This is a genomic window from Vibrio sp. 1978, from assembly GCF_033344345.1.
Window position 1 is genome coordinate 54,552 of record NZ_JAWPOP010000005.1, and the last position, 13,804, is coordinate 68,355.

Sequence of the window (13,804 nt, forward strand, 5' to 3'; positions counted from 1 at the left end):
GTTTATTTTTCAAATATAAGAATAATCTAAATGGAATTCGATTCGATAAACTTCCTTGCAATAGGTTTGATATTTCTTGGCTCTTATGTCCAGACCGCAATCGGTTTTGGCTTGGCTATTGTTGCCGCACCTTTACTGATTCTTTGGGCGCCAGAATATGTTCCTGCGCCAATCTGTTTAGTCGCGTTATTTATTTCGTTGATGAATGCGATGAAGCACCGCAGTAGTGTTGAAATCGGCGGCTTAAAGATGGCGTTGATTGGGCGAGTGCCGGGATCAATTGCTGGTGGCTTGCTACTCTTTTTTGTATCTACACAAACTCTCACGCTTTGGATTGGTTTGTTGGTGCTGTTTGCAGTCGTGGTGAGTGTTTTACCGTTTCGGGTTGAGCCTACGCCTTCGCGTATGACATGTGCTGGTTTCTTTTCTGGGTTGTTTGGTACCAGTTCTGCGATTGGAGGCCCTCCGATGGCGTTATTGTTGCAGCATCAAGAAGCAAATCAGTTACGCGGCAACTTATCGGCTTTTTTTGTTTTCAGTTCGATTATTTCACTAATAGTACAAATCCCAGTGGGCTTCTTCACATTGCATCATTTGGTCATTACTATTCCTCTATTACCTGCTGCGGCGCTTGGTTACTGGCTAGCAATGAAAACTACCCAGTCGTTACCAAAAGAAAAGATTCGGTTTGGGGCACTTGTGTTGTGTTTTGTGAGTGGCTTTACTGCCGTCGTACAAGCGTTGAGCCAATAATGCCATCTGCATCATAAAGCCACTGCGGGATTGCATTCCTTTTTTATGTAAGGCGGACTTGTTTACTTACGCCAAATTGGTCGTTTAGATGGGCGATAGTTTTATGAATAACACTCGTTATGGCACTTTTATGGCAGCATTCTCCTTTGTGATCTGGGGATTGCTACCAATTTATTATCGTTATTTACCAAATGCTTCTATGGATGAGTTGCTAGCATGGCGAATCATTGGGTCTGTACCTGTCGGGTTTCTAATTGTACTTGGGATAACCCGTCGAGGGCTGAATTGGAAAGAAATCTGGCTTGATAAAAAATCCTTGTGGTACACGTTTGTGGCGAGCAGTTTGATGTGTATTTCTTGGAGTGCGTTCACTTGGGCTTTGACCCATCATCGGGTCATCGATGCCAGCTTAGGCTTCTTTATTGGGCCATTAGTATCTGTTGCGCTGGGCGTATTTATTCTTGGGGATAGGCTCTCAAAAGGCAAACTTATTGCAATAGTGTTGGCAACAATTGGTGTTATGTATCAAGTGATTCACTATGGTCAGCTACCCGTTATCGCACTAACGATGGGGTTGTTCTTTGCTTTGTATGGGCTGTACAAGAAGAAGATAAATTATGACTGGAGTACAACCTTGTTTGTTGAGGCGTTGTTACTGACTCCAGTTGCACTCGCATATTTGCTCTATAGACAATGGGCAACTGGTGAACTGGCTTCGGGCACAGATACCACAACATTGCTTTTGTATTTTGGCAGTGCACCTATCACAATTTTACCACTTGTATTTTATTCTATCGCAATACGTATAACTAATTTATCAACCGTCGGTCTAATGCAATACATCGAGCCAAGCTTGCAGTTTGTGTTGGCAGTTATGTTTTTTGGCGAGTTGTTTGACGAAGTGAAAGCGGTGACCTTTGCATTTATTTGGGTAGGGCTGTTGTTAACAATTTTTGAAAGTATTATCAAAGGGCATCGGCGCAAAAAGCTGGTCAAACACCCCTTATAGTGGTTTCAATATTCTCACATATTAGCTTCTTTATTCTTATGCCCTCCATTCGAGGGCATTTTTAATGTCATGAAGCATTGGCTTTCGTTTTTTGCCCGAATAGAAATCATAACTTGAGATTATTTGACGCATTATCATAATGATACCGCTATAGTTATAGCCAAGTGACACGCTTATATAAGTGAAAACCAGATCAAGAAGGACGACATATGATCACTGCTCTGTATGCCAACATTCTCGCAATACTCATTATTTGGTTGGCTGTTCAAGTAATTAAGCAACGTCGCTTAAATCAAATTGCTTATGCCGATGGTGGGGTAGAGGCTCTACAAATTGCTCGTAGTGCCCAGAGTAATGCGACAGAATATATCCCCATCACCCTGATTTTAATGGCACTTTTAGAATTTAATAGTGCTTACCCAACATGGATACATCTCACCGGTATTATTTTTGTAATTGGTCGAGTTATTCATGCTAAAGGCATATTGAAAAAAGACTTGAAAAAGCGCATTAGAGGGATGCAGGTGACATTTCTGGTGATACTTTCATTGGTTGTGTTAAATATGATTTACCTGCCATACGATAAGTTATGGTAAGTCTGCGACGTTACATTCCACCACCTTGGGTACTCGTTCTGATTGGATTAGTATTGAATATTGGCGCGATCATCGTTACTAGCTTAGTCCTTGATAAGTTGGGTAAACAGCAATCGCAGCTCGCAGAGCAAACAGCAAAAAACTTGTATTCCATCCAACTCGCATGGAACAGTGTGGAAACCCTAGAAAGGAAAAGAGAAGCTTTACTGCTGCATGTGCACATAAGTCAGAGCGTAGCGATACCTTTAGAGCTAGAAGAGGTATTAGCAGGGCATTTATCTTCTTGGGTTCTCAACGAGTCGGATGAAATAAAAATTGATCAACTTCCTCAACTGATGTCAAAGATAAATCAGGCACAAGCTTCGTATAGAGACCGCATCGATAATTACTACATTGAGAATGTAGAGCTCAATGAGGTAATGGCAAAGCAGGATGAAAAGATCGCTTGGTACAAGAATATCGGACTCTTCTTGCAAGTATTCGGACTTGCGTTAATCCTTGCACGCGACTTAGCTAGGAAACAATAAAAGCAAGAGCTAAAGATCAGGTTTATTGCGAAATGCCAATGGTAGTTTGCAAATTGCAATTTATTCGGTGAGCAAACAGTAGCTATTGGTTAAGTTTTAATGAAAGTGATTAAATAACAACCTGTTTTTGTGCGCTGAAAAGTTGGCACGCCTCATGCTTTAGTATGAGTGACCCTTTCTAAGCCGATAGTCACCTAGCCAACTGACGTTGTTAGTGAACCATCTTGTTCACAAATATATACAGCCAATCACGACTCCTTGTGGTTGGCTTTTTTTTATGCAGTCTAGAACTGTGCTTTAATCCAGATCATGCGATGGTCGGAAGATACATCCTTACCATCACCATACTTACCGATACGTGCATCGTTAAATAGTTTACGGCCTTCTTCATAAGACGCTGACCAGTACACACCAGAGTCTATTACATTCAAATTTGCTGAAGGCAAGGCATAGTCTACCCCTAAGCCAAACGTTGAAGTGATGCGATTCGGATATGGGTGAGTTGAACTGCGGTCAACAGCGTGTTCAGCTGCACCAAAGCTTGTTGGGTAAAGCTCACCATTCATCACGGTTTGGTTAACCAATGGATCGTTGTGCAGCTCTTGCATTACAGAGCTAATACCGTCACCAGCCACTGGATCAAGGTTTTGATCACCCATCATTACGAATTTAGCGCCGTTCGTTAAGCCACCTGTTTTACCCGCATCGTCGTAAAAATAGTCTTTGCCTTGAATGTAATGATGCCAAAACTCCACTTCTGCTGCGTTTTGCGCTTTGTTTTTACCGGTGTCGAATACTGGTGGAGTAGGATGAGACATCAACAAGTGTACAACTTCCTCGCCATTGCGAGTTGGGATGATGATTGGCGCGTCGACGTGATTTTTCGAAGATAGACGCACTTGATCCCATTCTTCCGCTGAGTACCATTCATCACCACACTTCATGCCATCTGGAATCTTTTGCGAACCGTCACAGATAGTAATGGTTGGAATTGTCGCACCTTCCATATCTTTCCACTTAAATGCTTGGAATGTACGTGTGTTTGCCGTGTCAATTTTATACTTAGACATAAGGGCAAATGCATATTGACCATGGTACATGCCAAAGCCCCATGCATCACCTGGCATTTGACCTGCGGTTCCGTTGTTGTCGAGATCAAACTCACTCAACAACCCTGTATTAGTTGAATAAGATTCAGCATAAGGGTATTCAATAGGCTCAAGGTTTGCTTCACCGCCCGCGCCATTGATGCTTTGCGCGACAGACAAGTAGTTCTTCTGGAATCCTTCAATGGCTGCTTTGTTTTCACCTGTTCCATCGTTGTTGTATTCCGCCATCATGAGAACATCAGGACGATTCTTTTGAATGATTGCTGCAACGTTACGAATTTGAATGACTTTTTCCGCAGTGGTTTTGTCTTCGGCTGCGATTGAACCGTCTAAATAAGAGGTGACCAACGCAGCTTGCTGCGTTGGTTCAATTTGCATTTCATCTACCAAAGTTTCGAAGGTAGCGCGGTCAAAAGAGAGGTTGTAAGTCACTATTTTTACTTCTTTAGGCTGAACATTGACGTATTCAGTGTCGTCATTACATCCAGATAGTAGAGCGGCGCCAGCAAGGACAGCGATAGAGGTTTTGATTGCTTTCATGGGTACGTCATACCTTATAATTAATTCGGCTGAATATTAAAGTCATCAGTCATTGTTTTAAGCGATATTAGTCACACAAACGTTTTCATATTTACATGTTCAATTAGTTTTTGTGTGATTTGTGAAATAAATGCAACACTTTCAACACCAGAAGGTTATATATAAATTGTTAAAAAACGGTGTCGTTATTGATGCGAAATAGAGAGTCCGCCACCGTTAAAAAGAAAAGCGTAGAATTTAAGCGTGCATGAGATGTTTGAGTTGTATGCTTATCGCCGTGTTTTATTTTTTATGTTTAAATTTCTGTATATAATAAGCAGTCAATCAGAAGTGAGGACGACCTCACCGCTCTATCTTTTCTCGGGGACGACCCCATCTCGTTGGGAAATGTGACATGGCTTGGGGAATTCTCTTCATTGCGGGCTTGTGTGAAATCGCATGGGCTGTCGGTCTTAAATATTCACAAGGGTTTACCAAATTCGGTGCTTCGGCATTCACTATTGTCTTTATGTTATTGAGCTTTTGGTTGCTTGGCATTGCGTTAAGAACCTTGCCTTTAGGCATTGCTTATGGCGTATGGGTAGGGATTGGCGCAATAGGCACGGCAGTCGTGAGTATTTATCTGTTCAATGAGCCAGCAACACTTATCAAAGCCTTAAGCTTGCTAATGATTGTCGCTGGTATCGCAGGGTTAAAAATATCAGCTTAACGTTAGGCTAAACACAAAACAGCCAGAGTCACTCTGGCTGTTTTTCTAAATGTCGTGTTTACGGTTCTGGCGAGGTATATCAAGCGTTGCGCTTAATAAAAGGTAACCGTAAGTGATGACCAAACGCATTAATTAATGCGCCTGTAACAATCAGACCGCCACCGACGTACGTCCAAATGATCGGAACCTCGCCAAAGAAAATGATGCCCAACAACACAGAAAATACGATCTGGATATACGAATAAGCGGAGGCTTTACCCGCTTGTTGAGTTTGCATCGCTTTGGTTAACCCCAATTGTCCAATTTGGGTAAAGACACCAACTAGAACCAACATGAAAGTCAGATATAGATCGGGCATTATAAAATCGTCGCCAATCAGTAAGAGTGAAGCGGGGAGAGCAACCAACGGGAAATAGAAAATGATCACTGAGCTGTCTTCTGTCTGACTCAGTTTTCTGACAATGACGTAGGCAATTGAGCTACCAAATGCGCCTAAGATCGCAATCATGACGCTAAACATTGGTAAAGCGCTATCTGAGCCTTGCCCAGTTTCTGGGCTTACCATGATATAGATGCCGAGTAAGCACAACGCAATACAAAGGAAAGTTGACGGCTGGATGCGCTCTTTCAAGAAAAATACGGCGAGTAGTGCAGTAAATACCGGATGAATATATTGGAATATCGTCGCTTCTGCCAAAGGTAAGGTGGTCACTGAATAATATACACACATCAGAGCCATCGTACCCACAGCACCGCGTGCAAATAGTAATGGCTTATTATTGCCCCATACAGAAATTCGTTTTCGCTTTACATCGAAATAACTAATGATAAGTGAAACGAGCGCTCTTGCTGCAACGATTTCAAAAACGGGGATACCGTAGTTGCCGACGTGCTTTACTGTAGCCGACATCAGAGCAAAGCCGAACGCGGAAAGCACCATAAAGCGCACACCGATGGGAATCATAGTGTTGAATGAATTGGACATTTTACTGCTCATTTGTTGCGACAGATCTCACTTTAGCATACTTAGTTAGCGATTAAATCCTCTCAACTCAAACACTTCTGTCGACAAGATGAATAAACAGTAGAATACGTAGCAATTAATCTGCCTCTCTCAGCGTAACAATAAAAACTCGATATTTAAGGAGCTTACATGATCCCGATAAAAGCAACGCATGTTTCAGGCGTTGTCATTTCAAAAATTGATGGCATAGAAAAAATGCTGTTACTCAAACGCGTAAAAGGTGGCTATTGGTGCCATGTTGCAGGTGGTATCGAAGCGGGTGAAGCCGGGTGGCAAACCATTTTAAGAGAGTTAAAAGAAGAGACACTAATTGACCAAGTTGAGTTACATACAGCAGACTTTCTAGAGCAGTTCTACGAAGCAAAAAATAACCGTATCATGGTTATCCCATGTTTTGTGCTATTTTGTCCGCCTAACCAATCAGTTGTTCTTAACGAAGAGCATACAGAGTATCGCTGGTGTACGCTTGAAGAAGCTAAGCAGCTGGCTCCGTTTGCCAATCAGCATCACCTATATGAACATGTATGGAAACATTATGTAGATGTGGCATCACTAACGCCATTTACGCTGATCGATCAAAAGGGCTAAATGAACGGCAACGGCTTTGATTAGTTTTTATAGAGAGGTTTGTTCTCATAAAATGAAGCGTTAGGATTTGCGCTGAGCGTTCACAATAAAAAGGAATAACATCTATGGATGAAGTCACATGCCAAGAGACGTATCAAGGAAATCACTTACAGAAGCGTTTTTCCGTCTCGCAAAGGGTCTCAATTGAGCCCCTCAACACGAAACACGCGTCCGCTTTACTAGAAGTTGTGAACACTCACCGAGAGAGCCTTGAGGGCTATCTACCTTGGACGGATTCTGTCACGAATCATAGAGAGGCCGTTAACTACATTTCCCAGCGAGTGAACAGTAACGCGCTGGATTCCCACTGGTGTGCAATTTATTTTGATGAGCAGCTTACGGGTGTTATTGGCATTAAAGGTGTGGATTCACATACGCGTGTTACTGAAATTGGCTACTGGCTTGCCAACAATGGGCGAGGCCATCGTGTGATTGATCAAGTGCTCGCAGTATTGATCCCTTTTTTGAAGCAGAAAGGGCACGCACAATTCATTCAGTTCCATTGTATGGAAGATAACATCGCTAGCATCAATATTGCTGAGCGTGCAGGCGCCACATTAAAAGAATACGTTGATCATGAGTTCGATATGCTTGACCGCTCTCAACGACTAGGCATTTATGAACTACGTTTGATGTAGTATCCACCCCAGAGATATTTTAATCAGAGTTCGAGCTCTAACTTCACGAGCGCTACAATAGTAACATTGTTGCGCTCGTGTTAACTTGGGGCGTCATTGGTAGAAACTAGGCTAGGAGAAGCATCATGAACGCAATCACAGAGGTTGAAGTAGATAACTTGTTACAGCAAAGCCTCGAACGCTTAAAAGCGGCATATGCAGCCGAGCCTTATCCTAGTTTGGATGAACGTAAACAGCGCCTCGTTTTGTTAAAAAAATCGCTGCTTGAGAACAAACAAGCGCTGGTTGAAGCGTTAAGTGACGATTTTGGCTATCGCTCAGAATTTGATACCGCTATGACCGACGTTTTGCCAACGGTCTCGCATATTAATTATACCCTCAAACGACTAAAAAAATGGTGCAAACCCAGCAAGCGCGAATCCGGCTTATTGCTCGCACCTTCTAAAGTCACCGTTCAGTATCAACCGTTAGGTGTCGTCGGGATCATTTCACCTTGGAACTTTCCTGTGATTTTGAGCCTTGCGCCTTTAGTGACAGCATTGGCTGCTGGCAACCGCGTGATGATGAAGCTCAGCGAATTTACGCCAAAAACTAATAAAGTCATCGTCGATATTTGCCGTGGGTTGTCTGAGTATGTCGAAGTTTTTGAGGGTGAAGCAGACGTCGCACAAGCATTCAGCCAACTGCCATTCGATCACCTTTTGTTCACGGGTTCTACGAGTGTTGGCCGCGCAGTGGCAAAAGCGGCAGCGGAAAACCTTACCCCGGTGACGTTAGAGTTGGGTGGAAAGTCCCCGGTGATCATTGCAAAAGATGCAGACATGAAGAAAGCCGTTGATGCTATCTTGTTTGGTAAATGCATTAATGCAGGCCAGATTTGTGTCGCGCCTGACTACGCGTTTGTACCGCAAGAACGTGTCGAAGAGTTCATTTCGCTATTCTTAAAACGTTTTGAAAAGCTCTATTTAAAATCCAACAAGAATCAAAAGCTGACCCATATTGTCAACCAACGACAATATGATCGTTTGACTGCGCTACTTGAGGATGCAAAAGCGCAAGGTGCTAACCTTCACACTGTTGAAGCGTCGCCCCAAGAGGAACGACTTCTGTATCCTCATTTGGTCACGGATGTGTCGCCGAATATGCGAATCATGCAAGAGGAGATCTTCGGGCCATTTCTACCTGTTAAGCCCTACAATGCCGTTGATGAAGCGATTGACTACATTAATCAGCACCAAAGACCACTTGCGCTGTATGTTATGTCGGACGACAAATCGACCATCAAACATATTGTACGCAACACCCACAGTGGTGGCGTCGGCGTTAATGATACGGTTTTACATGTTGGCGCTGAAGATGCGCCTTTTGGTGGCGTTGGTGAATCGGGTATTGGGCATTATCACGGAGAGGAAGGATTCAGAACTTTTAGCCATGCGAAAACCATTCTTCACACACCGAAATGGTTGCCAAGAACGAGCGTATTAATGCGCCGTAGGGCTATGGCGATAAAAGCGATCCAAAAGATCTTTGTTCGATAATAATTATGATTTGATTGATAAAAAACCGCCCGAATAGGCGGTTTTTTGTTTCTATATGCTCTGAAACGCTGGGCACCAAAGTCCGAGAAACTTCCATCGCGTGCTACCAACAAAACAAAGAAAGGCTCTTGTTGAAAGAGCCTTGTTCAGGAAGTGTCGAGAGATCTTGGCAAGTTTAATGCAGAACTTCACTGCTGAATCTTAGATATCTACAGTCGTTCATCAGTTCTTTAAACGCCTTTCGGTCCAGCTTAATCAGAGTTTCATGATCGCCAGCTTCAAGGTAGACATGTTCCAAGTTTGCTAGTCTTTCATCGCAAACTGTCGACATGTGGTAAGGGCTACCAATCGGTGGAATAGCGCCGTGTTCACAATCGGTGAAGAGTCGGTAAACCATACGCTCTTTCACCAAGTGGAAGGTGGCATTAAATTCGTCGTTTAATCGCGACAAACTGATTTTGTTGTTGGCAGGTAAGACCGCCATCATATGACGCCCTTCATGATCCTCTAGAATCACACCTTTTGCGATATTCATTAAAGGCACACCTGCTGCAACACCACTTTGTAGCGAGCTATGACTGTGGCTGTGATTCACGGTTTGAAAGTGAATGTTATGCTCAGTCAAATATTCATCTAATCGGGTTGCAATCGTCATATAGCCTCCACGTGTATGAGACCCATAAAAAGTATAGGTTAGTCGGGCGACAATCGCGCATTTTACTCGGCGACACTGACGCTCTTTACGCTCCTGTTCTACGCTTATTGCAAGCCAGCGAGAAAGCATGGTTAACAATAATAAATAGGGGGCAACATGAGCAAGCCAATCATCGCTGATAACAAGCCGATCAAAGTAGAGTTGAAAGCTGGGCAAGAATATTACTTCTGCCGATGTGGGCGTTCTAAAAATCAACCTTACTGCGATGGGTCTCATTCGGGAACCGGCTTAAAGCCAATGAGCTTTAGTGCGGAAAAAGACGAAGATGCCTATCTCTGCCAATGTAAGCATACCGCCAATGCTCCTTTTTGTGATGGTACACACAAGCGATTTACCGCAGAGCAAGTCGGTAAAGAGGGACAGGAACAAAAGCGAGAGAAAAGAGACAAACCAACGGCGTCTGCTACTCAAGAAGAACCAACCCTCGAGTTTATCCACCAATTAGCGAGAGAAGGACTCTCTAAACTCGGTCATCATGGTCCGATGGCTGCAATGGGGGTTCCTAGGCATTTGCTACCACATTGGGATGCTATACAAATCATGGTGGCGCAAATGGCGACACAACCGTTGTTGGAAGACGTTCCTGTGTCTACCGAGTTGATTGTGGGACCAAACGCGCGTAAGCCGCTCAGACTCGCCATTCCTTTGTTGGTGTCGGACATGAGTTTTGGCGCACTTTCTGAAGAGGCGAAAATTGCACTAGCAAAAGGTGCAGAGTTGGCAGGGACTGGGATTTGCTCTGGTGAGGGTGGCATGTTACCGGAAGAGCAAGCCGCCAATTCACGGTATTTCTATGAGCTTGCTAGTGCTCAATTTGGCTACGACGAATCTAAGCTTCTTAATGTTCAGGCGTTTCACTTCAAAGGCGGGCAAGGAGCAAAAACGGGCACGGGTGGTCATCTGCCTGCAAATAAAAATGTAGGTAAGATCTCTCAGGTGAGGGGCATCCCCGAGGGACAACCATCGATATCACCACCAACGTTCAAAGATCTTCACACTACTCACGATTTCAGAAAGTTTGCTGACAGAGTTCGTGGCATCACAGGCGGTATTCCAATTGGATTTAAACTCAGTGCCAACCATATTGAGCAAGACATCCAGTTTGCGCTTGATGCTGGGGCTGATTATATCATCTTAGATGGTCGCGGTGGTGGCACGGGTGCGGCGCCAACTATGTTCCGTGATCATATTAGTGTACCCACCATCCCTGCATTAGCTCGTGCACGTAAGTACTTAGATGAAAAAAGCATAAGTGACCGTGTCACATTAATCATCACCGGTGGGTTGCGAGTTCCTACGGATTTTGTCAAAGCGTTGGCACTTGGAGCAGACGGAGTAGCGATAGCAAACAGTGCGATGCAATCGATCGGTTGTGTCGCGGCTCGCATCTGCAACACCAATAATTGCCCGGCAGGCATTGCGACACAAAATGCCGATTTGAGGCAGCGTCTCGACGTTGAAAAGTCATCCCAGCAACTGAAAAATTTCTTCGAATCCTCGGTCGAGCTCATGAAAGTCATGGCGAGGGCGTGTGGTCATCACGCTCTGAATGAATTTAGTCATCATGATTTAGCGACCTGGGATCACAACATGGCGAGGCTGTCTGGGATTAAGTATTCAGGTATGGACTTAAACTGATCTCTATCCATATTTTCTGCATATAGGTACATGTTTGATAACAATTATTTATTCGCTGAAATGTTTGAAATTTTGACTTGGCGTTAACTAAAAAAACAGTGTATGAACTACGCTGTTTGAGGTGGATATTCGATTTATTGAATAACAAAGAGTGGTTACCACAACCACGACACGAAGGAGCATTATATGAGCAAAGCAAACGGCGGTTCGGTAGGTAAATGTCCAGTTATGCATGGTGGGCAAACATCTACAGATAAGTCGGTGATGGATTGGTGGCCGAATGCCTTGAACTTAGACATCCTGCATCAACACGACTCCAAAACCAACCCATTTGGTCAGGACTTTAATTACAAAGAAGAACTGAAAAAGCTAGATGTCGAAGCACTTAAAAAAGATTTAAAAGATTTAATGACTGATAGCCAAGACTGGTGGCCTGCCGACTGGGGACACTACGGTGGTTTAATGATCCGAATGGCATGGCATGCAGCGGGCAGTTATCGTATTGCGGATGGCCGTGGCGGTGCTGCTACAGGCAACCAACGCTTTGCTCCTCTCAACTCTTGGCCAGATAACGCTAACCTCGATAAGGCTCGACGCCTTTTATGGCCAATCAAGAAAAAATATGGCAACAAACTAAGTTGGGCAGACCTGATTGTCCTTGCCGGTAACATGGCGTACGAATCCATGGGCTTTAAGACCTTTGGCTTTGCGTTTGGACGAGAGGACATCTGGCACCCAGAAAAAGACACTTACTGGGGGTCTGAGCAAGAATGGTTAGCCACAAGTGACGCTGATAACAGCCGCTACTCTGGTGAGCGAGATTTAGAAAACCCGCTTGCTGCGGTAATGATGGGTCTTATCTATGTGAACCCTGAAGGGGTAGACGGTAACCCAGATCCTCTCAAAACAGCACATGACATGCGAGTGACCTTTGCGCGAATGGCAATGAACGATGAAGAAACCGTCGCGCTCACAGCTGGTGGTCACACGGTGGGTAAGTGTCATGGTAATGGTGATGCCGCAAACCTTGGCCCAGAGCCCGAAGCAGCAGACGTTCATGAGCAAGGTCTTGGCTGGATTAATCACAAAACACGTGGCATTGGCCGTGACGCGGTAACGAGTGGTGTTGAAGGTGCTTGGACAACACACCCTACACAATGGGATTACGGATACTTCCACCTACTATTTAAGTATGACTGGGAACTGAAAAAGAGCCCAGCCGGCGCGTGGCAATGGGAGCCCATCGACATTGAAGAACAAGACAAGCCTGTCGATGTTGAAGACGGTTCTAAGCGCTACAATCCAATCATGACCGACGCCGATATGGCGCTCAAAATGGACCCTGAATATCGTAAGATTGCAGAAAAGTTCCAAAATGACCCTGCGTACTTTGATGACGTTTTTGCTCGTGCCTGGTTTAAGTTGACACACCGCGATCTAGGACCAAAATCATGTTATTTCGGCCCTGATGTGCCAAGCGAAGATCTTATTTGGCAAGACCCAACGCCCGCAGGTAAGACAGACTACGATGTTGATTTAGTAAAAACAAAAATCGAAGCAAGTGGCCTATCCATTAGTGAGTTAGTAAGTACGGCGTGGGATAGTGCGCGTACTTACCGTGGCTCTGACCGCCGAGGCGGTGCAAATGGCGCGAGAATTCGCTTGGCTCCGCAAAAAGATTGGCAAGGGAACGAACCTGAACGTCTAAGACGTGTTCTTGCGGTGTTAGAAAAAATAGCAGCAGAAGAGGGCTGTAGTGTTGCAGATGCTATCGTGCTTGCTGGTAACGTAGGTATTGAACTGGCTGCGCGTGCCGCAGGTCATGATGTATCTGTGCCATTCGCGCCAGGCCGAGGTGATGCCACCCAAGAGATGACGGATGTGGAATCGTTCGAAGTACTTGAGCCTGTTGCTGACGGTTTCCGAAATTGGTTGAAGAAAGACTACGCGGTTAAGCCAGAAGAGCTTTTATTAGATCGTGCTCAGCTTATGGGGCTAACGGCGCCAGAAATGACGGTACTTATCGGTGGTATGCGCGTTCTAGGCAGTAACTACGGCGGTGGAAAAGAGGGCGTATTTACTGACCGAGTAGGCACTTTGTCGAATGATTTCTTCGTGAACCTTACTGACATGTCATATATGTGGCAACCGGTAAGTGCTAATCAGTACGAAATCCGTGATCGTAAAACAGGCCAAGTGAAATGGACGGCGACTCGAGTGGATCTTGTCTTTGGCTCAAACTCGATTCTACGTTCGTACGCGGAAGTGTATGCGCAAGATGATAATCAGGAAAAATTCATCCACGATTTCATCGCTGCATGGACGAAAGTCATGAACGCCGACCGTTTTGACTTGTAGTAAGTGAAACGATGCAAATCGGT

At 44.5% G+C, this 13,804-nt stretch carries 13 protein-coding genes; 10 read left to right on the forward strand and 3 right to left on the reverse strand.

From position 1 onward, the window contains the following. Positions 1–30: 30 nt before the first annotated feature. The 4 genes from R8N49_RS06830 to R8N49_RS06845 all read left to right on the forward strand — a co-directional run bounded on the left by R8N49_RS06830 (position 31) and on the right by R8N49_RS06845 (position 2,885). Entirely contained in the window at positions 31–753 is a 723-nt protein-coding gene (locus tag R8N49_RS06830) for a sulfite exporter TauE/SafE family protein (RefSeq protein WP_005376512.1), read from the forward strand. 103 nt (positions 754–856) lie between these two features. Beyond that, on the forward strand, positions 857–1,762 hold the full coding sequence (rarD, locus tag R8N49_RS06835; RefSeq protein WP_258489302.1) for an EamA family transporter RarD: 906 nt from the start codon (positions 857–859) through the stop codon (positions 1,760–1,762). Between the two features lie 209 nt (positions 1,763–1,971). After that, on the forward strand, positions 1,972–2,358 hold the full coding sequence (locus R8N49_RS06840) for an MAPEG family protein (RefSeq protein ID WP_005376510.1): 387 nt from the start codon (positions 1,972–1,974) through the stop codon (positions 2,356–2,358). Next, positions 2,352–2,885 (forward strand): hypothetical protein, encoded by a 534-nt coding sequence (locus R8N49_RS06845; protein WP_054574616.1) that lies wholly within the window; start codon positions 2,352–2,354, stop codon positions 2,883–2,885. Before R8N49_RS06840 ends, R8N49_RS06845 begins: the two co-directional genes overlap by 7 nt. A 284-nt stretch (positions 2,886–3,169) precedes the next feature. Here the strand turns inward: R8N49_RS06845 and R8N49_RS06850 are convergent, their stop codons facing one another. Next, positions 3,170–4,534 (reverse strand): endonuclease/exonuclease/phosphatase family protein, encoded by a 1,365-nt coding sequence (locus R8N49_RS06850; protein ID WP_258490078.1) that lies wholly within the window; start codon positions 4,532–4,534, stop codon positions 3,170–3,172. A 394-nt stretch (positions 4,535–4,928) separates the two neighbouring features. On the opposite strand from R8N49_RS06850, the gene R8N49_RS06855 reads away from it, so the two are divergent. Further along, positions 4,929–5,243, forward strand: a complete 315-nt coding sequence (locus tag R8N49_RS06855; protein ID WP_005376506.1) for a DMT family transporter — start codon at positions 4,929–4,931, stop codon at positions 5,241–5,243. Between the two features lie 79 nt (positions 5,244–5,322). Here R8N49_RS06855 and R8N49_RS06860 read toward each other — a convergent pair whose 3' ends face one another. Beyond that, positions 5,323–6,228, reverse strand: a complete 906-nt coding sequence (locus tag R8N49_RS06860) for a DMT family transporter (protein ID WP_171342914.1) — start codon at positions 6,226–6,228, stop codon at positions 5,323–5,325. Between the two features lie 168 nt (positions 6,229–6,396). On the opposite strand from R8N49_RS06860, the gene R8N49_RS06865 reads away from it, so the two are divergent. The 3 genes from R8N49_RS06865 to R8N49_RS06875 all read left to right on the forward strand — a co-directional run bounded on the left by R8N49_RS06865 (position 6,397) and on the right by R8N49_RS06875 (position 9,070). Next, positions 6,397–6,855, forward strand: coding sequence for an NUDIX hydrolase (locus R8N49_RS06865; protein ID WP_005376504.1), 459 nt, complete (start codon positions 6,397–6,399; stop codon positions 6,853–6,855). A gap of 104 nt (positions 6,856–6,959) precedes the next feature. After that, positions 6,960–7,532, forward strand: coding sequence for a GNAT family N-acetyltransferase (locus tag R8N49_RS06870; RefSeq protein ID WP_047101443.1), 573 nt, complete (start codon positions 6,960–6,962; stop codon positions 7,530–7,532). Between the two features lie 125 nt (positions 7,533–7,657). Continuing rightward, positions 7,658–9,070, forward strand: coding sequence for a coniferyl aldehyde dehydrogenase (locus R8N49_RS06875; protein WP_017820990.1), 1,413 nt, complete (start codon positions 7,658–7,660; stop codon positions 9,068–9,070). Positions 9,071–9,245: 175 nt separating this feature from the next. Here the strand turns inward: R8N49_RS06875 and R8N49_RS06880 are convergent, their stop codons facing one another. Beyond that, entirely contained in the window at positions 9,246–9,725 is a 480-nt protein-coding gene (locus tag R8N49_RS06880) for an aminoacyl-tRNA deacylase (protein WP_005376501.1), read from the reverse strand. A gap of 156 nt (positions 9,726–9,881) precedes the next feature. Between R8N49_RS06880 and R8N49_RS06885 the strand changes: the two genes are divergently transcribed. After that, entirely contained in the window at positions 9,882–11,423 is a 1,542-nt protein-coding gene (locus R8N49_RS06885) for a glutamate synthase-related protein (RefSeq protein WP_318189904.1), read from the forward strand. 186 nt (positions 11,424–11,609) lie between these two features. Continuing rightward, positions 11,610–13,781: a catalase/peroxidase HPI gene (gene katG / locus R8N49_RS06890; RefSeq protein ID WP_258490075.1), complete on the forward strand. Its 2,172-nt coding sequence runs from the start codon at positions 11,610–11,612 to the stop codon at positions 13,779–13,781. The last annotated feature ends 23 nt before the right edge of the window (positions 13,782–13,804 follow it).

What these genes read in the sequence shown, in the direction of transcription:
- R8N49_RS06875 (WP_017820990.1), top strand. Translation starts at nt 7,658, where the DNA reads ATGAACGCAATCACAGAGGTTGAAGTAGATAACTTGTTACAGCAAAGC.
- R8N49_RS06840 (WP_005376510.1), top strand. Translation starts at nt 1,972, where the DNA reads ATGATCACTGCTCTGTATGCCAACATTCTCGCAATACTCATTATTTGG.
- R8N49_RS06850 (WP_258490078.1), bottom strand. Translation starts at nt 4,534, where the DNA reads ATGAAAGCAATCAAAACCTCTATCGCTGTCCTTGCTGGCGCCGCTCTA.
- R8N49_RS06855 (WP_005376506.1), top strand. Translation starts at nt 4,929, where the DNA reads ATGGCTTGGGGAATTCTCTTCATTGCGGGCTTGTGTGAAATCGCATGG.
- R8N49_RS06860 (WP_171342914.1), bottom strand. Translation starts at nt 6,228, where the DNA reads ATGTCCAATTCATTCAACACTATGATTCCCATCGGTGTGCGCTTTATG.
- R8N49_RS06845 (WP_054574616.1), top strand. Translation starts at nt 2,352, where the DNA reads ATGGTAAGTCTGCGACGTTACATTCCACCACCTTGGGTACTCGTTCTG.
- rarD (WP_258489302.1), top strand. Translation starts at nt 857, where the DNA reads ATGAATAACACTCGTTATGGCACTTTTATGGCAGCATTCTCCTTTGTG.
- R8N49_RS06830 (WP_005376512.1), top strand. Translation starts at nt 31, where the DNA reads ATGGAATTCGATTCGATAAACTTCCTTGCAATAGGTTTGATATTTCTT.
- R8N49_RS06865 (WP_005376504.1), top strand. Translation starts at nt 6,397, where the DNA reads ATGATCCCGATAAAAGCAACGCATGTTTCAGGCGTTGTCATTTCAAAA.
- R8N49_RS06870 (WP_047101443.1), top strand. Translation starts at nt 6,960, where the DNA reads ATGGATGAAGTCACATGCCAAGAGACGTATCAAGGAAATCACTTACAG.
- R8N49_RS06885 (WP_318189904.1), top strand. Translation starts at nt 9,882, where the DNA reads ATGAGCAAGCCAATCATCGCTGATAACAAGCCGATCAAAGTAGAGTTG.
- R8N49_RS06880 (WP_005376501.1), bottom strand. Translation starts at nt 9,725, where the DNA reads ATGACGATTGCAACCCGATTAGATGAATATTTGACTGAGCATAACATT.
- katG (WP_258490075.1), top strand. Translation starts at nt 11,610, where the DNA reads ATGAGCAAAGCAAACGGCGGTTCGGTAGGTAAATGTCCAGTTATGCAT.